19 protein-coding genes and 2 pseudogenes are annotated in these 18,209 nt (G+C 72.7%); 13 read left to right on the top strand and 8 right to left on the bottom strand.

Annotated elements, in window-relative coordinates; all coding sequences use genetic code 11:
* The 5 genes from LQ51_RS30880 to LQ51_RS30860 form a co-directional block, all read right to left on the bottom strand.
* Positions 1-969, bottom strand: a complete 969-nt coding sequence (locus tag LQ51_RS30880) for a TAXI family TRAP transporter solute-binding subunit (RefSeq protein ID WP_046571844.1) — start codon at positions 967-969, stop codon at positions 1-3.
* Complete coding sequence (locus tag LQ51_RS30875; RefSeq protein ID WP_046571842.1) at positions 966-1,358, bottom strand: roadblock/LC7 domain-containing protein; 393 nt, start codon at positions 1,356-1,358, stop codon at positions 966-968. Before LQ51_RS30875 ends, LQ51_RS30880 begins: the two co-directional genes overlap by 4 nt.
* Positions 1,355-3,799, bottom strand: a complete 2,445-nt coding sequence (locus tag LQ51_RS30870) for a sensor histidine kinase (protein WP_046571841.1) — start codon at positions 3,797-3,799, stop codon at positions 1,355-1,357. Before LQ51_RS30870 ends, LQ51_RS30875 begins: the two co-directional genes overlap by 4 nt.
* A 64-nt stretch (positions 3,800-3,863) precedes the next feature.
* Entirely contained in the window at positions 3,864-4,883 is a 1,020-nt protein-coding gene (locus LQ51_RS30865) for a TAXI family TRAP transporter solute-binding subunit (RefSeq protein ID WP_046571840.1), read from the bottom strand.
* Complete coding sequence (locus LQ51_RS30860) at positions 4,880-7,045, bottom strand: TRAP transporter permease (RefSeq protein ID WP_046571886.1); 2,166 nt, start codon at positions 7,043-7,045, stop codon at positions 4,880-4,882. The genes LQ51_RS30865 and LQ51_RS30860 overlap by 4 nt, the downstream gene beginning before the upstream one ends.
* Positions 7,046-7,456: 411 nt before the next feature.
* On the opposite strand from LQ51_RS30860, the gene LQ51_RS30855 reads away from it, so the two are divergent.
* The gene (locus LQ51_RS30855; protein ID WP_046571837.1) at positions 7,457-8,389 is read left to right on the top strand and encodes an ABC transporter ATP-binding protein; all 933 of its coding nucleotides are present in this window, start codon (positions 7,457-7,459) and stop codon (positions 8,387-8,389) included.
* Here LQ51_RS30855 and LQ51_RS30850 read toward each other — a convergent pair whose 3' ends face one another.
* The gene (locus LQ51_RS30850) at positions 8,390-8,635 is read right to left on the bottom strand and encodes a hypothetical protein (protein ID WP_046571836.1); all 246 of its coding nucleotides are present in this window, start codon (positions 8,633-8,635) and stop codon (positions 8,390-8,392) included. It abuts the gene before it with no gap.
* Complete coding sequence (locus LQ51_RS32550) at positions 8,635-8,892, bottom strand: hypothetical protein (protein ID WP_082159744.1); 258 nt, start codon at positions 8,890-8,892, stop codon at positions 8,635-8,637. Before LQ51_RS32550 ends, LQ51_RS30850 begins: the two co-directional genes overlap by 1 nt.
* Positions 8,893-9,105: 213 nt before the next feature.
* Here LQ51_RS32550 and LQ51_RS30845 point away from each other — a divergent pair, with 213 nt between their 5' ends.
* From LQ51_RS30845 to LQ51_RS30830, 4 genes are all read left to right on the top strand, one after another.
* Entirely contained in the window at positions 9,106-9,909 is an 804-nt protein-coding gene (locus LQ51_RS30845) for a helix-turn-helix domain-containing protein (protein ID WP_231605947.1), read from the top strand.
* Positions 9,900-10,091 carry a DUF397 domain-containing protein gene (locus tag LQ51_RS30840; RefSeq protein ID WP_046571834.1) on the top strand — a complete coding sequence of 64 codons (192 nt, stop codon included), beginning with the start codon at positions 9,900-9,902 and terminating at the stop codon, positions 10,089-10,091. The genes LQ51_RS30845 and LQ51_RS30840 overlap by 10 nt, the downstream gene beginning before the upstream one ends.
* Before the next feature lie 20 nt (positions 10,092-10,111).
* Entirely contained in the window at positions 10,112-10,303 is a 192-nt protein-coding gene (locus LQ51_RS30835) for a DUF397 domain-containing protein (RefSeq protein ID WP_046571832.1), read from the top strand.
* Between the two features lie 123 nt (positions 10,304-10,426).
* Positions 10,427-10,618, top strand: coding sequence for a DUF397 domain-containing protein (locus tag LQ51_RS30830; protein ID WP_046571830.1), 192 nt, complete (start codon positions 10,427-10,429; stop codon positions 10,616-10,618).
* A 116-nt stretch (positions 10,619-10,734) separates the two neighbouring features.
* On the opposite strand, the pseudogene LQ51_RS34685 reads toward LQ51_RS30830, so the two are convergent.
* Positions 10,735-10,851, bottom strand: a pseudogene (locus LQ51_RS34685) (MerR family DNA-binding protein); the annotation flags it as partial.
* Between LQ51_RS34685 and LQ51_RS30825 the strand changes: the two are divergent.
* The 8 genes and pseudogenes from LQ51_RS30825 to LQ51_RS30790 all read left to right on the top strand — a co-directional run bounded on the left by LQ51_RS30825 (position 10,820) and on the right by LQ51_RS30790 (position 18,047).
* Positions 10,820-12,049, top strand: coding sequence for a sensor histidine kinase (locus tag LQ51_RS30825; RefSeq protein WP_197087960.1), 1,230 nt, complete (start codon positions 10,820-10,822; stop codon positions 12,047-12,049). The pseudogene LQ51_RS34685 and the gene LQ51_RS30825 overlap by 32 nt on opposite strands.
* Positions 12,046-12,717, top strand: a complete 672-nt coding sequence (locus tag LQ51_RS30820; protein WP_046571827.1) for a response regulator — start codon at positions 12,046-12,048, stop codon at positions 12,715-12,717. Before LQ51_RS30825 ends, LQ51_RS30820 begins: the two co-directional genes overlap by 4 nt.
* An 81-nt stretch (positions 12,718-12,798) precedes the next feature.
* Positions 12,799-14,178, top strand: coding sequence for an alpha/beta hydrolase family protein (locus LQ51_RS30815; protein WP_082159743.1), 1,380 nt, complete (start codon positions 12,799-12,801; stop codon positions 14,176-14,178).
* Complete coding sequence (locus LQ51_RS30810) at positions 14,076-14,879, top strand: DUF4097 family beta strand repeat-containing protein (RefSeq protein WP_156313288.1); 804 nt, start codon at positions 14,076-14,078, stop codon at positions 14,877-14,879. The genes LQ51_RS30815 and LQ51_RS30810 overlap by 103 nt, the downstream gene beginning before the upstream one ends.
* An 80-nt stretch (positions 14,880-14,959) precedes the next feature.
* A pseudogene (locus LQ51_RS30805) lies at positions 14,960-15,142 on the top strand (NmrA family transcriptional regulator); the annotation flags it as partial.
* 143 nt (positions 15,143-15,285) lie between these two features.
* A complete protein-coding gene (locus LQ51_RS30800) occupies positions 15,286-16,080 on the top strand; it encodes an ABC transporter permease (protein WP_369799916.1) in 795 nt (264 codons plus the stop codon).
* A gap of 12 nt (positions 16,081-16,092) precedes the next feature.
* On the top strand, positions 16,093-16,899 hold the full coding sequence (locus LQ51_RS30795) for an ABC transporter permease (RefSeq protein WP_046571880.1): 807 nt from the start codon (positions 16,093-16,095) through the stop codon (positions 16,897-16,899).
* A gap of 59 nt (positions 16,900-16,958) precedes the next feature.
* The gene (locus LQ51_RS30790; protein ID WP_082159741.1) at positions 16,959-18,047 is read left to right on the top strand and encodes a YihY/virulence factor BrkB family protein; all 1,089 of its coding nucleotides are present in this window, start codon (positions 16,959-16,961) and stop codon (positions 18,045-18,047) included.
* The last annotated feature ends 162 nt before the right edge of the window (positions 18,048-18,209 follow it).

Here is an 18,209-nt window from a genome sequence, read left to right as displayed (position 1 = left end):
TCAGCCGCCGCGGTAGTACCGGGCGGCACCCGGGTGCAGCGGGATCGGGTCGGTGGCGGCCGCGCTGTCCCGGGTGAAGTTCGCCGCCTCCGGGTGCACCTTGATCAGCTCGCCCTGATAGGTGAAGAGCATCCGGGTCAGGTCGTACGCGAGATCGTCCGGCATGTCCGCGCTGACCAGGATGACGTTCGACACGGTGATGGTCGGGGTGGGCGCCGACGTGCCGTAGACGGCCCCGGGCAGCGTCGACGTGGTGTAGACCGAGCCGTACCGGACGGCGAGCGGCTCGATCAGCTCCGCCAGCGGCAGCAGCCGGAAGGTGCCCGGCGCGCTGGACAGCAGGTCCTTCACGCCCGGGGTGGGCAGGCCGCCGGAGAAGAACATGGCGTCCACCCCGCCGGAGCGCATCTGCTTCACCGTCTCCGGCAGCGACAGGGTGAGCCGCCGGATGTCCCGGTCCGGGTCGATGCCGGCCGCGGTCAGCAACCGGCCGGCGATGATGTCCGTGCCGGACTTCGGCGACCCGGTCGAGACCCGCTTGCCGCGCAGCTGCGCAAAGGTGTTGATCTTTCCGTCGGCCCGGACGATGAGGTGGGTGTAGTTGCTGTAGATCCGGGCCAGCGCCCGGACCGGCTGCGGCTGGCCCTCGAAGGCGCCCCGCCCGGTGACCGCGTCGGCCGCGGTGTCGGCCAGGCTGAACGCGACCTCCATGTCACCGCTGGCCAGCCGGTTGATGTTCTCCACCGAGGCGCCCGTCGGCTCGGCCCGCGCCTCGTAGCCGGGCAGGTGCCGGCTGATCACGTCCGCGTAGCCGCCGCCCAGCTGGTAGTAGACGCCGGTGGTGTTGCCGGTGGCCAGGAAGATCCGCCCGTCGTGCCAGGCCTTCGGCCCGGGCTCCGCCGTGCCGCAGCCGGCCACCAGAACGGCCGGCAGCAGCGCGGCCAGCAGCCGCCGGGCGCCGCGGGTCACCGGCGGACCGCCGGTTCCAGCGCCTCCGCCACCCGCTGGACCAGCGTGGCCGTCTCGTAGCCGATCTGGCCCAGATCGCAGCCGGGGGCGGCGAGCACACCGAGCAGGGCCCGCTCGCCGACCGCCATCACCAGCAGCACGCCGCCGTCCATGTCGACGATCTGCTGGCGTACCCGGCCGGCCGACATCAGCCGGGCGGCGCCGACGGTCAGGCTGGCCAGGCCGCTGATCACCGCGGCGAGCTGGTCCACCTGGTCGGGGGAGAGGTCCGGGGAGGAGGCCAGGCGCAGGCCGTCCTCGGACACCGCGAGGGCGTGCGACACGTCGGGCACCTGCTCGGCGAAGTTCGCCAGCAGCCAGTCGAGTCCGGCGGTCACGGATGAGCTCATGGGGTTCTCCCGTTGGGTGTGGGGTGCGGGGCACGGCGCATCGCGCTGGCCACGCCCTCGGCGAGGGCGGACAGGCGGGCGCGTACCACCTCGGGGTCGAGCAGGTCCGCCTCCGGGCGGGGCGGCGTCGCGGGGGCGGGCATCGGTGCGGGCAACTGGCCGCCCCGGGCCCGCCGGGGCAGGCCGCTGGCGGTGGTCGACATCGCCGGCGAAGCCGTTGCGGCCGGTGCGCTGTCGGCGGGCCGGACCCGGGCGGCGCTGGGCGGCAGCACCGCGAAGCCCGGCGGGCGGACGCTGGCCACGCCGCGGGCCCGGCCGGTGGGCGGCGGGCCGCCGACCACCGGGACGACCACGGTCGGGCTGTTCTGCAGGGCGGTCGGCGTGACGACCAGGTCCCGCCGGGCGGCGCCGCCGACCGGCCGGGCCGCCGGCCCGCCCGGCCGGGGCCGGAACCAGGGCGCGTTCCGGCCGGCCACCGGTCGCCCCTCCATCGCCGGCCGCCGGCTGACCGTCTCGACCCGGGTGAGCGCCGCCTCGGGCACCTCCACCTGGGCGACCGTGCCGGTGCCGGTGTTGTGCAACTGCACCCGGATGCCGTGCCGGGCGGCCAGGTGCGCCACCACGTGCAGGCCCATGCTGCCGGCCGCCGCGCTGGACAGGGTGGCCGGCGCGGCGAGCCGCTCGTTGATGGTGGCCAGCCGGCTGTCGCTGATGCCGATGCCCTGGTCGTGCACGCGCAGGGTGAGCCCGTCCACGGTCCGTCGGCCGTCCACCAGCACCGGCGAATCCGGCGGCGAGTAGACGGTGGCGTTCTCCAGCAGCTCGGCCAGCAGGTGCACCAGGTTGCCGACCGCCGCGCCGTGCACCGCCGCGGTCGGCACGTCCACCTCCACCCGCGGGTAGTCCTCGATCTCGGACGCGGCGGCCCGGATCACGTCGTCCAGCAGCAGGGCGCCCTCGTGCCCGCGGCCCGGCTCGCCACCGGCCAGCACGAGCAGGTTCTCGCCGTTGCGGCGCAGCCGGGCGGCCAGGTGGTCCAGCGCGAAGAAGCGTTCCAGGGCGTCCGGATCGGTCTCCTCGCGTTCGAACTCGTCCAGCAGGCGCAGCTGGCGGGTGATCAGGGTACGGATCCGCCGGGCCAGCGCCTCCGCCATCCGGGTCACGTCGAGCCGCAGCTCGGCCTGCTCGCCGGCGAGCCGCAGCGCGGCCCGGTTGACCGTGTCGAACGCCTCGGCCACCTGGGCCACCTCGTCCCGGCCGCGCCGGATGCCGGCGGTCAACCGGGTCGCCGTGCCGTCCCCGGAGGAGCCCTCGCCGGCCGCGATCGCGGTGATCCGTTCCGGCAGCTCCCGGTTGGCCATGGTGAGCGCGGCGACCCGCAGCCGGCGCAGCCGGCGGCTGGTGCGTACCGCCAGCAGCACGGCGGTGATCAGCGAACCGAGCGCCACCGTGCTGGTCGCCCCGGCGGTGATCAGGGCCCGCTGCCGGGCGGTCCGGGCCAGCGCGGCGGCGTCCCGGTCCAGGTCCTCGGAGAGTTCCCGGCCGAGCAGGTTGTAGCGACGGATCGTTCCGCTCTGCGCCACGTACCAGGCGTCGCCGTCGGTGTCCAGCGCGGCGGGCCCGCCGTCGGTGGCCAGCACCCCGTCGCGCATCCGGCGCGCTGTCTCCACGTCGCCGCCGGACATCAACCGGTACCAGGCGGTGTTCGCCGGGCCGGTGGCGATCCGCAGGAACTCGGCCTGGCGCTGTTCCCGGGCGCCGCGCAGCCGGCCCAGCCCGGCCAGCTCGCCGGGGGCGAGCGCACCCCGGACGAAGACGCCCCGCAACACGTCCCGCTCCAGCGACGCCAGGTGCTCCTGGGCGGCCACCGCGGCCACCTGCCGGGCCCCGTTGGCCAGCGTCGCGTCGCGCAGCTGCGCCGGCAGGGCATCGGCGACGGCGAGCAGCGACTCGACCATCACCCCGTACGACGGGTCGGCCCGGTCGCCGCCGAGCGCGAGCTGGCGGGTGGGGCTGAGCTGGTCGAGCTGACCGTCCGCGTCGTTCAGCACCGCCTTCAGGTCGGGCGCGGCCCGGCGGGCCGCGCCGCTGGCCGACCGGTAGCGTTCGACGGCCGCGTCGACCCGCCGCCGCTGGGCGTCCACCAGTGGACGGCCGGACGTGCCGCCGCGCTGGCGCAGCGCGGCCGTCTCGCCGAGTTCCCGCTCCAGTTCGTGCACCAGCCGCACGGTGTCGGTGGCGGTGCCGGCGAGCACGCGGGCCCGGTCGGCGTCGGCGGAGGCGGCGAGCGCGGCGTCGGTCTGGGTGGCGCCGAGCACCACCAGGCCGACGGTGGCGACCAGGATCGGCGCGAGCAGTTGGGTACGGACCGACCAGAGGTGCTCGGTGCGGTCGGCGGCCCGGTGGTGCCGACGTACGCGGGCGGGGCTGGGCAGCGGCACGGAGGTCTCCGGGGCGGGGTCGGGTCCGGGCCCGGACGGATGGTCCGGGCCCGGCGTCGTCAGGTCAGCTCGCGCCCAGGTCCTTGAGCGCCTTGTCCGCGCCGCGGTGCAGCTTCACCGGGTCGGTCTTGCGGGCGTTGCTCAGCTCGATGCCCTTGGCGGCCGGGTTGGCCTGGGCCAGGGCGTCCTTCTTCTCGAAGACCGTGCGGGTGATCGCGCACGCCACGTCGGCGTCGAGGTTCTCCCGCACCAGCAGCACGTTCGGCACCACGATGGTCGGCACGTCGGCCGGCGTGCGGTACACGTCCCGGCCGATGGTGCCGGCCTGGTACGCGGAGTTCAGCTCGGCCATCTTCGGCAGCAGCGGGCTGATGTCGAGGAACTTGACCTTGTCGCCGGCGGTGGTGAAGAGGTCGGTGACCCCGCCGGTGGGCACCCCGCCGGACCAGAAGAAGCCGTCGATGTTGCCGTCCTTCATGCCGTCGACGGTCTTGGTGAGGTCGAGTCGCTGCGCCTGGATGTCCTTGGCCGGGTCGAGGCCGGCGGCGGTGAGCAGCCGGTTCGCGATGACCTCGGTGCCGGACTTGGGCGAGCCGGTGGAGATCTTGTGGCCCTTCATGTCGGCCACCGAGGTGATCCCGGCGTCGGCCCGGACGACCACCTGCGTGTAGTTGTCATAGATCCGGGCCAGCGCCTGCACCGGCTGGGGGGAGGTGAAGCTGCCCTTGCCCTGTACCGCGTTGACCGCCGTGTCGAAGAGCGAGAAGGCCACGTCGTACTGGCCGGCGACGAGCTGTTCGATGTTCTGCACGGAGGCGCCGGTCTCGGCGGCCGTGCCGGTGAGCTTGCCGTCGGTGGCGCCGGAGAGCTGCCCGGCCAGCGCGTTGCCGACCACGTAGTAGACCCCGGTGGCGTTGCCGGTGGCGATGCCGACCCGGGTGTCCTTGGTGACCTTGCAGGTGACCTCGCCGCCGAAACTGTCGGTCGTCGCCGTGTCCTGGCGGCCACCGCAGCCGGTGGCGCCGGCCGCGACCAGGGCCAGCAGCCCCGCGCCGGCGGCTAACCGCGCGTTGATCCGGTTCATTGCATTTCCTCCCCAGGGTTTGCGGATGGGACTGCGGGGGACCGTCCGGCCGAGCCGGCGGCCCTCCGTCGTAGGAGCACACCCGCGACCATCGCGGCGGCCAGCAGCACGCCGACGGCGACGGGTACGGGTTCGAGCCGGAGCAGGACCAGCCCGGCGAGGGCGCCGAGGATCCGCTCCGGTACGCCGGCCGGGCCGACGCCGGGCAGCCAGCCGCCGGCGGCCACCGCGAGCACGGCGACGCTCAGCGCCGACCCGAGGGCGGCGGCCGTGATCCGCTCGGCCCCGCCGATGCCGAGCAGCCCGAGGCCGGTCGGCGTGATGACGAAGGCGATCGGGATCAGGTACGCGGGCAGCGCGTACCGCAGGGTCTGCCACATGGTCGGGACCAGCCGGCCGCCGGTCACCGCGGCGGCGGCCACGGCGGCGAGGGCGGTCGGCGGGGAGACCTCGGACAGCACCGCGAAGTAGAAGACGAACATCGCGGCGGCGGGCGCGGTGACGCCGAGGTGCAGCAGCGCCGGACCGATGATCACCCAGCCGATCACGAAGGACGCGGTGACCGGCACCGCCAGGCCGAGGAGGCTGAGCGCGACCCCGGCGAGCAGTGCGGTCAGCACGAGCACCACGGCCGGTTCGGTGCTGACCGCCTGCGCGCCGCTGACCAGCAGCGCGGCGGCCTGCGGGCCGAGGCCGGTCTTGGTGGTGGTGGCGGTGATGATGCCGGCGGCGGCGCAGACCGCGCTGACCGCGAGCACCCCGCGCACGCCGCCGCTGAGCGCCTCGACCAGGCGCGCCGGGGTGAGCCGGTGCCGGCGGTCCAGGAAGGACAGCGCGGCGGCGAGCGCGGTGGCCAGGACCACGGCCCGGGTCGCCGAGGCGCCGGTGGCGAGCAGCACGATGATCGCGATGAGCGAGAGGAAGTGGTAGCCCGAGCGGCCGAGCAGCCGCCAGACGGAGCCGGTGTCGAGGGCCACCGGGCGCACGCCCGAGCGCCGGGCGTCGATCTCGACGGAGAGCAGGATGCCGAGGTAGTAGAGGATGGTCGGCACGGTGGCCCAGCCGAGCACCCGCAGGTAGGACACGCCCAGGTACTCGGCGATGATGAACGCGGCGGCGCCGAGGGTGGGCGGGGAGAGGATCGCCCCGACGCCGGCCGCGGCCAGCATGCCGCCGGCCCGTTCGGGCGGGTAACCGGCGCGGCGCAGGATGGGCCAGGTGACCGCCCCGATGCTGACCGTGGTGGCCGCCCCGGAGCCGGAGACGGTGCCGAGCAGGAAGCCGGAGGCGACCGCCGTACGCCCGGGGGCGGTGCGGGAGCGGCGGAACGCGGCGGCGGAGAGTTCCACGAAGAACCGGCCGGCCCCGGTGAGGTCGAGCACCGCGCCGTAGATGGTGAACAGCACGATGTACGAGGCGGCCACGTCCAGCGGGGTGCCGTAGAAGCCGCTGTCGGAGTTGTAGAAGGCGTCGACGAGCTGCCCGAAGTCGAGGCCCGCGTGGGCCACCGGCCAGGACTGCGGTAGCAGCCCGCCGTAGTAGCCGTAGCCGAGGAAGAGCAGGCAGACCGCCGGGAGGATCCAGCCGGTGGTGCGCCGGCACGCCTCCAGCAGCAGGAGCAGCAGCACGGTGCCCAGCGCCACGTCCAGCGGCACCAGCAGGCCCTGCCGGTCGAGGAACGCGTCGTAACCGCCGCCGCCCGCGCCGAGGGTCACCGGCAGGACGGGGTAGAGGCAGCTCAGCAGCGCGGCGCCGGCGAGCGCCCAGTCGAGCGGGGTGGGCCCGGACCGCCGGGACGCCGCGCCGGCCGGCGCGGGGTCGCCGGCCGGTGCGCGGGTGGCGCGCCGCCGGGGCAGCCGGATTTCCGACGGGTACGCGAGAAAGACCATCGGCAGCACGCCGGCGAGGAAAATGATGAGGTAGTACTTGCTGCCCTGGGGGAGCGGGAGGAAGACCTGCCAGAGGGTGAGCAGCGCGATGGCGAGCGTGGCGCCGGTGAACAGTGCGCCGACCGGTCCGGAGAGGACCCGGCCGGGCTTCTCGTCCTCGAACTGGCTGGCCAGCTCCCGGGGGTCGTGGTGACCGGGGGCCGGGCCGTCGTCTGCCCAGGCGGGATCGCCCGTGGCCTCGCCGGGCGGCAGCGGCACCGGGGCGGCGTCCAGTTCGGACCGGGGCTCCGGCGCGGCGGTGCGCCGTGGCGTCGGAGGGGATTCGTCGGAGGAACGAACGGACGACACGAGGGGGCACGATACGCGAATCGCGTACACGTGGGAACATTGCCGGTTGTGATTGCGCTGGGTAACGAAAATCGAAGATCAATTACTCAGTGCAGGCATATTCAGAGTGGTTTTCGCAATTGCTGGACCGAAGGGCGTAGTGGGCTTCCGGAATTGCGGGCGGCCCGATTCGATCTGTCCACCATGGTGGCCGTAGGTCCGAGTTGTCGGAGGGGTCGAGCCGGGGCGGAGGCGGTCACAATGCGTGATCGAGGTGACGCTGTGTATCGGCCCGGCTTCGGCTGGTGGACCGGTAACCCGGTCGAACGTGTCGGACCCGGCGACTAGGGTCGGGCGATGACCACGGCTCATCCACTCATCGAGGCGCGCGGGCTGGTGAAGCGGTTCGGCGACTTCACCGCCGTCGACGGCATCGATGTCGAGGTCCGCCCGGGTGAGGCGTTCGGCTTCCTGGGGCCCAACGGCGCGGGCAAGTCCTCCACCATGCGGATGATCGGCTGCATCTCCCCGCCCTCCGGTGGGGAGCTGCGCATCCTCGGCCTGGACCCGGTCCGCGACGGGCCCGCGATCCGGGGCCGGCTCGGCGTCTGCCCGCAGCTGGACAACCTCGATCCGGAGCTCACCGTCCGGGAGAACCTGACCACCTACGCCCGCTACTTCGGCATCCCCCGCCGGGTGGCCCGTGAGCGCGCCGCCGAGCTGCTCGACTTCGTGCAGCTCACCGAGCGGTCGGAGAGCAAGGTGGAGCCGCTCTCCGGTGGCATGAAGCGCCGGTTGACCATCGCCCGCGCCCTGGTCAACAACCCCGAGATCGTGCTGCTCGACGAGCCCACCACGGGGCTCGACCCGCAGGCCCGGCACCTGGTCTGGGAGCGGCTGTTCCGGCTCAAGCAGCAGGGCGTCACGCTGGTCCTCACCACCCACTACATGGACGAGGCCGAGCAGCTCTGCGACCGCCTGGTGGTGATGGACGGCGGCCGGATCGTGGCCGAGGGCTCGCCCCGGGCCCTCATCGAGGAGCACTCGACCCGCGAGGTGGTGGAGCTGCGCTTCGCCGCCGAGTCGCAGGAGCCGTTCGCCGGCAAGCTCGACGGGCTCGGCGAGCGGGTCGAGGTGCTGCCCGACCGGGTCCTGCTCTACGTGCCCGACGGCGACGCCGCCGTGGCGGCGGTGACCGGGCGCGGCCTCGTCCCGGCCAGTGTCCTGGTCCGGCGCAGCAGCCTGGAGGACGTCTTCCTCCATCTCACCGGCCGCACCCTGGTGGACTGATCACCGGGCCCGGGCCCAGGTGACGAAGCGGTCGGCCAGCCCCGCCGGCGCGTCGCCTCCGGTCGGCCCGCCGAGGTCGGTCATCGCCTCGCCCAGGAGCGTGCCCAGGTAGATCAGCAGGGCGGTCCGGTCCTCGCGGTACTCGCCGAGCAGCGCGAGCCGGGCCGGGGAGCACGGCCACGCGGCGCCGCAGACCCGGCAGCGCCAGGACGGGCGCGCCGCGACGTGCGGGCGGTAACGCGGCATCAGCGCCCGCCGTCCTGGTTGTCGCGGGGCGGGGGCGACCAATGGCCGTCGCCCTCGCCGCGGCGCGGCGCGGGCACCCAGCGACCGCCGTTCGCCCGCCACTCCTGCGCGCGGGTCAGCCGCCCCGGCCGTCCGGGGCCGTCGAGCGGGAGGGCCTCCGTCGGCGCGGTCGCCCAGGCCGGCGGCCCATTGGGCGTACGCCGGGGGAGCGGGGCGGGTGGGGTGGGGCGCCGGCAGCGCCAGAAGGTGAGTCGCATGGATGGACCTCCGCCATGGGTGGGAAGGGGCGCCCGCGCACCGCGCTGTGCGTGGGCGCCCCGGCCTGGTTCCGCCCGCCGTCCGATCCCGGGAGCGGTCCCGCTGCGTGACAGTCTGCTGAGGACCCGACTACGCTGGGAGGCCCCGCGCGCCGACGACCAGCGCGTATGGCGGCCCACTCCCTGCGGTACGAAGATGTACGGAGGCTGTCCGTGGAACTGTCGTCCATGTTGGACCACTTCGCGGAGGAGCTACGGCTCGCCCGGGCGAGCAGCGGGATGTCCCAGGCGGCGCTGGCCGAGGCACTGAGCTATTCCGGTGCCCTGGTCGCCAAGGTGGAGACCAGCGAGCGCCGGCCGAGCCTCGACTTCGCCCGCCGCTGCGACACGGTGTTCGGCTCGGATGGCCGGTTCGAACGCATCCAACGCCGGATCAGCCGGGAGACCGTGGTGCCCTGGTTCCGCGACTGGCATGGCATCGAGGACGAGGCGACGGCGCTGCGTTCGTTCGAGCCGCTCTACGTTCCGGGGCTGTTGCAGACCGAGGCATATGCCCGCGCCATCCATGCCGGCGGCGGGTTGTTCGCGCCGGACGAGATCGAACAACAGGTGGCGACCCGGCTGGACCGCCAAGCCGCGCTCGCCCGCGACCGACCGCCGCTGCTCGCCGTGGTCATCGACGAGTACGTGCTACGCCGCCGAATCGGTGGGCCGGAGGTGATGCGCGAGCAGTTGCGGCATCTGGTGAATCTCGGTTCCACGCTGCCCCGGGTCAGAATCCAGGTCGTGCCGCTCTCTGCCGGGGCTTACGCTGGCCTCGGCGGCCCGTTCGTGATCGCCACCGTGCCCGGCGGAGAGGAAGTCGTCTATGTGGAAGGGCAGCTACACGGGCAGGTGGTCGACCGAACCGACTTCGTGCGGCAGATGGTCGAGGTGTGGGAGTCGATCCGCGGTGAGGCACTATCGCAGCAGCAGTCCCTCCAACTGGTAGCGGAAGTGGCGGAGACATGGACCTGAGCGGCGCCCGGTGGCGCAAGAGCACCCGCAGCAACGGCCAGGGCGGCAACTGTGTGGAGGTGGCCGACAACCTGCCCGGCGTGGTCGTCGTACGCGATTCCAAGGATCCGGCCGGCCCGGTGCTGGCCTTTACCCCCGACGCTTGGCGCGCGTTCGTCGCCCGGGTTGGCAACTGCTCATAGCCGTCTGGAGTGGCGGAGACATGGACCTGAGCGGCGCCCGGTGGCGCAAGAGCACCCGCAGCAACGGTGGCGGCGGCGCCTGCGTGGAGGTGGCCGACAACCTGCCCGGCGTGGTCGTCGTACGCGATTCCAAGGACCGGTGCGGGCCGGTGCTGGCCTTCGCCCCGGCTGCCTGGCGGGCGTTCCTGGCGCGCACCCCTGATCGGCCGTAGCGCGGCGGCGGCAGGTGATCGACCGGACCGAGTACCTGCGGATGGTCGAGGTGTGGGAGCCCATCGGGGTGAGGCACTGTCGCAGCGGCAGCCCCTCCAACTGATAGCGGAAGTGGCGGAGACATGGACCTGAGCGGCGCCCGGTGGCGCAAGAGCACCCGTAGCAGCGGCCAGGGCGGCGCCTGCGTGGAGGTGGCCGGCAACCTGCCCGGCGTGGTCGTCGTACGCGATTCCAAGGACCGGTGCGGGCCGGTGCTGGCCTTCGCCCCCGACGCCTGGCGCGCGTTCGTCGCGCACGCCCCAGAGCGGGCGTAGCGGCCCTCTACGATCGTCAGACACCCGACCGGGGTGGGGGCGGGCTCACGGGTGGTGGCAAGGTCGCGTAGCACCTGGCTGAGCTGCTCGATACGGGAGTCGGCTTCGGTGCGCAGCCGCTCGGCGAGCGCATCCCAGCCCTGTCGTGTCGGTGCCTGGCCCGGCGGCAGCGCCGCGAGTGCCTGGCCCACCTCGGCCAGGGTGAGGCCGACCCGCTGGCACGCCTCGATCATCGCCAGGCGGCACATCGATCCACCGGCGAGTGTCTCGACGCTGCCCGTACGTCAGAATCGGATCATGTACCAACGAGTGGTACGGCGGGCGCGCGGGCTGCCGCCGATAGCGGTGGACGCCGGGCTGGTGGTTGTCGCGTTGGTCGCCCAGCTTGCCCCGTTCGTGTCCGGCGGCCGAGATTGGCCGATCGCCGCGTACGTCATCTGTGTTGCCGTGTCGGTGCCGGTGATCTGGCGGCGGAGGGCACCGTTCGCCGTCCTCATGGTGAGCGAGCTTGCCGCCGCCGCGTACACGTTCGTTCCGGACGGGCCACGCCAGCCCCTCTGGTATGGAGCGCTGATCGCCATGTTCACTGTCGCCGCGCAAGCGCCCCGCTGGCAGCGGGTCAGCGCCGTCGTGGTCATCGCGTGGGGTGCGTTCATTCTCACCGGCTCGTTCGAGACCGCTGCCCGGGGAGCGCTGCTGTGGACGACCGCGTATGCGATGGGCCGTGCGTGGGCCAACCGACAGGAGTACGTACGGATGCTTCAGGAGCGCGCCCGGCACCTCGAACGCGAGCGGGAGCTGGAGGCCGAGCGGGAACGGTCCCGGATCGCGCGGAACATGCACGACATCCTGGCCCACGCGGTGAGCATCACGATCGCGCAGGCGGAGGCAGGGCCGGTGGCGATGAAGCACGGCCCTGCTCGTACAGAGGCAGCGTTCGAGGCGATCGCCACGGCGGGCCGGGACGCCATGGCCCAGGTGCGCCGGATCCTCGGCGTCCTTGACGCCGGTGGCGAGAGCGCGCGCACCCCGCAGCCGACGCTCGCGGGGATCCCGGGCCTCGTCGACACGGTCTCCCGGGTCGGCTCCACGTCGGTCACGCTGATCGTCTGCGGACGGCCCGGTACCGTAACGCCCGAAGCCGAGGTCGCGGCGTATCGGATCGTCCAGGAGGCGCTGACCAACGTGCTCAAACACGCGGGGGCGGAGACGGTGACGGTGACGCTCGACTGGCGTGACGGCGAACTCGTCATCACCGTGGCCGACGACGGCCGAGGGCCCCAGACCGACGGCCGAGGACAGGGGCTGGTCGGCATGCGGGAACGCGCCGCGTCCTGCGGTGGGTCCGCGTCGGTCGGGCCGCTGCCCGGCGGCAGGGGCTTCCAGGTGCAGGCGAGGTTGCCCGACGCGGCGGCGGAGGTCGCGCGATGAGCATCCGCATCGTGGTCGCCGACGACCAGGAGCTCGTGCGAGGCGCCTTCGCGGCGATCCTCGACGCCGAGCCCGACATGGAGGTCGTCGCCGAGGCCGCTGACGGCGCCGAGGCGGTGGCCGCCGTTCACGAGCACACCCCCGACGTCCTGGTGCTCGACATCCAAATGCCGGGGATGGACGGCATCGAGGCCACCCAGCGGCTGAGCGGCGAACCCGTACGGGTGCTCATGCTGACGACATTCGGGCAGGACGACTACGTGTACGACGCGCTGCGCGCCGGAGCGAGCGGCTTCCTGCTCAAGGACCTCCGCCGCGCCGAACTGGTCCACGCGGTCCGGGTCGTCGCCGCTGGTGAGTCGCTGCTCGCCCCAGCGGTCACCACCCGGCTGATCGAGACGGCGGTCCGCAGGCAGGCGCCGCCGCCCAACTCCTGGACCGGCCTGGACCGGCTCACCCCGCGGGAGCGCGAGACGCTGCAGCTCCTCGGCCGGGGGCTGACCAATGCCGAGATCGCAGCCGGGCTGGTGGTCAGCGAGCACACCGTCAAGACGCATGTCAGCAGTGTGCTCGCCAAGCTCGGCCTGCGGGACCGGGCACAGGCGGTCGTGGCCGCGTACGAGTCCGGTCTCGTCGTCGTCGGCGAGCCGCCTCCCTCTGTGGAGTGAGACCAGAACCGCTCCCGCGACCCAGGTAGGTCCGTTCGCGGCGGCGATGGCTGCGCACACCGGTTCTTCGATGATCGTCCGGTGACCGCACGCACTGTCCGAATCCTGAGCCTGGTGCTCGTCGCCATCGCACTGACCGGCCTACCGTCAGCCGCCGCCCCTCCGCCGGCGCCGGTCCCGGCCGACCTGACCACGACCGACGTCGGAATTCCTACGGCCGGCGGAAAGACCCTTGCCGGTACGGTCTTCGCGCCTCGCGCCGCGTCCGGCCCGCTGCCCGGACTGGTGCTGGTGCACGGCTCCGGCAACGGCAAGCGGGCAAGCGTCACCCCGGAGGCGATCGCCTTCGCGCGACAGGGGATCGCCGTTCTCGCGTACGACAAACGCCCGCTCGACAACCCGGTGTACTCGCTGCTCGCCGACGACGTCGTCGCTGCGGTCGGCGTCCTGCGAAAGCAACCCGGAGTGAAGCCGAACGTCGTCGGGCTCTGGGGGATCAGCGAGGGCGGCTGGGTCATGCCCATCGCCGCGAGCCGGTCGAAGGACATCGCCTTCCTCATCCTCGCCTCCGCCCCGGCCCTGCCACCGCTGCGCGTCCAGAACTGGAACATGCGCAACAAACTGGCCGACGCCGGAGTCTCCGGCGCGCTCACCGACACGCTGTCCAACAAGTTCTACCGGCTCGCGCACGACGCAGGACTGTTCGCCGAGGCCGACTACGAGCCACGGCCGGCGCTGTCCGCCGTCACGCAGCCGGTCCTCGCCGTGTACGGAACGGCCGACACGCAAGTGCCGCCCGCCGAGAGCGTCGCTGTCCTGCGCCAGACGATCCGCTCGCCGCTGACCGTCCGGTTCATCCCCAGCGCAGGACACACCTTGCGAGTCCTCGACGACACCGGCATGTTCACCAACGAACTGTTCCCGTCGTACCCGGAGATCGTCGGCGACTGGGTCCGCGCGGTCGGCGCCGGCACCATTCCGCCGCCGCACGTCGATCAACCCCCGGCGCAGCAGGCGCACAGCGTCGCACTGGCCCCCTCGGCATGGTGGGAGTCCTGGCCCGCACAGCTCATCGCCCTCGCCGTGCTCCTGACCGGCTTCCTGTCCTACCCGATCGTCGCTCTTGTCCGGCGAGTGTCCCGCCGTGCGGCAACCGCCGCTCGTCCCGCCCGGCTCCTCGCCGCGACAGGTGCCACCGCGGTCATCGGCTTCGTCGCGTACTTCGTCACCGTGGCCGAGAGCGCCAACTGGAAGGGCATCTCACCGGGCCCGATGCTAGGTGGGCGGCCCGTGTTCTGGCTGGCGCTCCAGGCCGTCGCGCTCATAACCGTCATCACCACCGCCGCGACGATCCACGCATGGCGTACTTCCACCGTCGACCGTCTGCGCCAAGGCTTCCTGCTCGTGGCCGGCGTCCTCTTCCTTCCCTGGGCCCTGTACTGGGGCCTCCTGCTCCCCTGACCGTCTGGAAAGGCCACTTTGTGCGCACCCGCATCACCGCACTCGCCTGTCTCGCCATGGCGCTCGTACCGCTGGCCGCCTGCGACGAGCAGCAGCAGACCGAGACCCGCGCGTACGACCTCACCGACAAGGTTGACGCCCTCGCCGTCAGCAGCCTCGGCGGCCGGATCACCGTCACGGCCGGCTCCGGCGACACCGTGCACGTCACCGAGACCATCCGGTACACCGGCGCGAAACCGGTACCGCAGCACAACGTCGTTGGGTCGGATCTCACGTTTACGTCGGGCTGCCAGGGCCACCGAGGCAACTGCGGTGTCGACTACCACCTCGAGGTGCCGGCCAGGTTCAAGGCCACGCTTGACAGTGCCGGCGGCACCATCTCCGTCACCGGCCTGTCCGGCGAGCTGAACCTGACGTCCGGCGGCGGAGCGGTCGACGCGAGCGGGATCACCCCGGCCACCATCACGGCCCGGACCGGCGGCGGCGCCATCCAGCTCACGTTCACCAAGCCGCCCGAGTCCGTCCGCGTGGACAGTAGCGGTGGTGACGTCACGCTCCGGCTACCCCGCGACCGCTACAGCATCGACGCGCAGGGCTCCGGCGGCACGACCACCGTCGAGATCCCCACCGACGCTGCCTCCGCGCACAGGATCGGTGTCCACTCCGGCGGCGGCGACATCCTCGTCACCGCATCCGAGTGAACACCGCCCGCAGCTACCGCTACGTCCGAGTCCAATTCGGTGGCATCGCCTGCGGCCGTACGCTCATCGGCCGGACCCAGGCCATCCGCCCGATGCTGGCCGCGGCGATGGGCAGCCCGGCGTTCGCGGATGCGGCACTGGCCGGTTGGGCCGCGATGGTCGAGACGCCCGAGCGGGTCACCGACGACGTGGCGGCGGTGCTCGGGCGGCCCGCGCGTTCGTTCGACCAGTGGGCCACCGATCACGCGGTCGACTTCGCCTGACCCCGGCAGGCGCTCCCTCTTGTCGAGCTCGTGACGGCGGAAACTCCCGCGACGGCACCGGATGCCCGGCCGTAGGGTGACCGGCGACTGTCGTACCCCAGGGGTAGGAAGGCCGACGTGGGCGGAGCGCAGGGGTGGTCGACGTGAGCGTGGCGGAGCGGGCCGGGCCGGGGGTGGCCCGGGTGCCGGCGCTGGCGGTGTTCGCTTACTACCTGGTCGGTTACCGGCGCACCTGGCGGGCCGGGGTCTTCTCCTCGTTCCTGCTGCCGGTGCTCACCGTGCTCGGGTTCGGTGTGGGCGTCGGGGCGTACGTGGACCGGGGCGTGGGCGGGGTGCCCTACCTGGACTGGCTGGTCCCCGGCCTGATCGCCTCGACCGCGTTCCAGGTGGCGGTCGCCGAGTCCACCTGGCCGGTGCTGAGCAACTTCCGCTGGATCGGCACCTATTCCGCCCAGGCGGCCGCGCCGCTGCGGATCGGTGACATCATGGGCGGCCACCTGGCCTTCGTGCTGTTCCGGGTGCTCACCAGCACGGTGGCGTTCCTGCTGGTCACCGCGCTGTTCGGGGCGCTGCGCTCGCCGTGGGCGGCGGTCGTGCCGTTGGTCGGGCTGCTGCTCGGCCTGGCGGTGGCCGCGCCGGTCTTCGCGTTCAGCGCCGCGGTGCCGAGCGACAGCTACCTTGCCCTGCTGTTCCGGTTCGCGGTGATCCCGATGACCCTCTTCGCCGGGGTGTTCTTCCCCGTCGAGCAGTTGCCCGGCGGGCTGCGCCAGGTGGCGTACGTGACGCCCCTCTGGCACGGCGTGGACCTGTGCCGGGCGGCCACGTTGGGCGTGGCCCCGCAGTGGTCGGTGCCCGGCCACCTGCTCTACCTCGCCGCCTGGTCCGTCGGCGGCTGGCTGCTGGCGCGGCGGGTGTTCCGCCGCGCGCTCGTCGTCTAGGGGAGGATGTCCGTGGTCACTCTGGTCCTGCCCCGGCTGGTCAGCTTCGAGGGCGGGCCGCGCCGCTCCGCCTCGGTGGCCGAGCGCAACTTCACGGCGTTGCGCAGCGCGTACTGGCTGGTGCTGGTCTCCGGTTTCCTGGAGCCGGTGCTCTACCTCTTCTCCATCGGCGTCGGAGTGGGCGCGCTGGTCGGCGACCTCACCCTGCCGGGCGGGCAGGTGGTCACGTACGCCGCCTTCGTGGCCCCGGCGATGCTCGCCTCGTCGGCGATGAGCGGGGCACTGTCGGAGACCACCTTCAACTTCTTCGGCAAGATGAAGTTCATGAAGCTGTACGACGGGGTGATCGCCACCCCGGTGCAGCCGTTCGAGATCGCCCTCGGCGAGCTGGCCTGGGCGATGATCCGGGGCAGCCTCTACTCGGCCGCGTTCCTCGTGATCATGGTGGTGGCGGACCTGACCACCGCCGCGCGGGCCGCCGCCGCGTTCCCGGCCGCGGTGCTGGTCGGCTTCGCGTTCGGGGCGCTCGGCATGACCGTCTCCACCCTGATGCGCAGCTGGCAGGATTTCGACCTGATGGGGTCGGCGCAGTTCACCCTCTTCCTGTTCTCCGGCACGTTCGTGCCGGCCGAGGCATACCCGGTGGCGCTGCGCTGGCTGGTCGAGGTGACGCCGCTCTACCGGTCGGTGCACCTGATCCGGGAGATCTGCGTGGGCGGCTCCGGCGGCTGGCTGCTGGACGTGGCATACCTGGTGGCGCTGACCGCCGGCATGCTGGCGTTGGCGTCCCGGCGGATGAGCCGGATGCTCTACCGGTAGGGGTTAACCACCCTGGTCGTCGGGCATGTCGGAGACGACGCCGACGACGAGGAGGGCCGATGGCCACCGATGAGTCCGCCGCCCGCACCGCGGCCGACCGCACCGCCCACACCGGGGCTGAGCGCGCCGCCCACACCGGGGCTGACCGCACCGGCCAGGCCGGGCGTGACCGCACCGGGCCGGTCGGTCCCGACGAGGGGCCGGACAGCCCCACCGACCTGCCGGGCAGCGGCTGGGTGGCGACGCTCAAGCGGACCGTGCGCGAGTTCCAGGAGGACAGCCTCACCGACTGGGCGGCGGCGCTGACCTATTACGGGGTGCTGTCCATCTTCCCGGGCGTGCTGGTGCTCATCTCGCTGCTCGGGCTGCTCGGCGACCGGGCCACCGAGGGGGTCAAGGACGCCGTCGGCCAGGCGGTGCCGGAGCCGAACATCCAGCAGATCATCGAGACCGCGATCGACCAGGCCGGCCGGTCGGGCGGGCTGGCCAGCATCGCGGCGGTGATCGGTCTGCTGGCCGCGTTCTGGTCGGCCTCCGGCTACACCGCCGCCTTCATGCGTGCCTCCAACAGCATCTACGACGTGCCCGAGGGGCGGCCGATCTGGAAGACCCTGCCGATCCGGCTCGGCGTGACCGCGGTGATCGGGGTGATGCTGCTGGTCGCGGCCGTCATCGTGGTGTTCACCGGCGGCCTCGCCGAGCAGGTGGGCGACGCGATCGGGCTGGGTTCGACCGCCCTCACGGTCTGGAACATCGCCAAGTGGCCGGTGCTGCTGCTCCTGGTGAGCCTGATGTTCGCGATCCTCTACTGGGCCTCGCCGAACGCCCGGCACGGCGGGTTCCGCTGGGTCAGCCCCGGCGGCGTGCTGGCGGTGGTCATCTGGCTGGTCGTCTCCGGCCTCTTCGCGCTCTACGTCAGCAACTTCGGCTCGTACAACAAGACGTACGGGGCGGTGGCCGGCGTGATCATCTTCCTGGTCTGGCTCTGGCTGAGCAACATCGCCATCCTGCTCGGCGCCGAGTTCGACGCCGAGTTGGAGCGCGGCCGCGCCATCGAGGCCGGGCACCCGGCCGACAAGGAGCCCTACGTCGAGCTGCGTGACGACCGCAAGCTGCGCAAGAAGCGCAACGCGGCCAACCGTCGCTGACCGCGGCCGTCCCGCCACGGCCACCTGTCACGACCACCCGCGCCCCGCCCCCGGTGCCCACCGGCGGCGGGGCGGCTTTTCTTGATCCATTTCGCGCTTTTGTTCAGACGGACAAAAGTTTGGGCCAGAAGTTCTGAAGCTCTGGACATGCCACTTGGAAGC

Origin of the sequence: Micromonospora sp. HK10, assembly GCF_000982955.1 — a bacterium.
In the GTDB taxonomy this organism is placed as follows: Bacteria; Actinomycetota; Actinomycetes; order Mycobacteriales; family Micromonosporaceae; genus Micromonospora.
The sequence above is the reverse complement of the archived record's forward strand: the minus strand, read 5'-3'. Positions and strand labels throughout refer to the sequence as shown.